Genomic DNA, 1024 nt, shown 5'->3' with positions numbered 1-1024 from the left:
TGAATCGCCCCGGGTTTCCTAGACACTCTCCAGGCTCGCTGCGTAACGCTTTTCAAACTCTACCGGTGACAGCTGATTGTTGAAACTGTGGCGTCGTTTTGGGTTGTAAAACATCTCGATGTAATCGAACACATCATCCCGAGCATCCTGGCGTGTAGTGTAGATTTTACGCTTGATCCGCTCCCGCTTTAGCAGCTGGAAAAAGCTCTCCGCTACAGCGTTGTCGTGGCAGTTACCTCGACGACTCATGCTGGCTACCAGGTTGTTAGCTTTCAAGAAGCTTCGCCAGTCTGAGCTGCTGTACTGACTGCCTTGATCCGAGTGGATCATCACCTCTTGCTTCGGCTTACGTCTCCAAACCGCCATCAGCAGTGCATCAATGGCTACGTCGCTGGTCATCTGCGACTTCATTGACCAACCAATGATCTGGCGTGAAAACAGATCGAGCACCACGGCCAAATACAGCCAGCCTTCATATGTTCGGATGTAGGTAATGTCTGTGACCCAGACTTTGTTGGGTTCTCTGACATCGAATTGGCGCTTCAGTAAGTTCGGTGAGGCAACGGCTGGTTTACCGCCATATTTTCCCGGCCTCCGTCGATACCCAGTCTGAGAACGTAAACCTTCAAGGCGCATCAACCTAGCTACCCGGTGACGGCCACAGCTCTCACCAACCTCTCGCAGGTCATCATGGATCTTGCGATAGCCATAAACACCACCGCTTTCCAACCAGGAGTGTTTGATCAGTCCAAGCAGTCGCTGATCGTCCTTGGCTCGCGCAGATTTTGGTTCTGATAGCCACGCGTAGTAGCCGCTGGGATGAACCTTGAGCGTCAGGCAAAGCCGTCGAATCGCGTAATGACCCGCTTGCTGCTTAATAAAGGCGTACTTCAGCCGCACTCCTTGGCAAAGTACGCGGCGGCCTTTTTTAAGATGTCTCGCTCCTCCGTCACCCGTTTCAGCTCGGCCCGTAGACGACGAACCTCAGCGCTCTGATCATCCTCCTCAACGCGCTGTTCCTGGG

Annotated in this window: 1 pseudogene; it reads right to left on the bottom strand. The window is 53.2% G+C overall.

Annotated features, from left to right (window positions below):
- Nucleotides 1-18: 18 nt before the first annotated feature.
- Nucleotides 19-1024: pseudogene (locus tag GHO03_RS24560) on the bottom strand (IS3 family transposase); the annotation flags it as partial.

It is taken from the genome of Pseudomonas sp. FSL R10-1339 (assembly GCF_009600545.1).
Classification (GTDB): Bacteria; Pseudomonadota; Gammaproteobacteria; order Pseudomonadales; family Pseudomonadaceae; genus Aquipseudomonas; species Aquipseudomonas bubulae.
The sequence above is the reverse complement of the archived record's forward strand: the minus strand, read 5'-3'. Positions and strand labels throughout refer to the sequence as shown.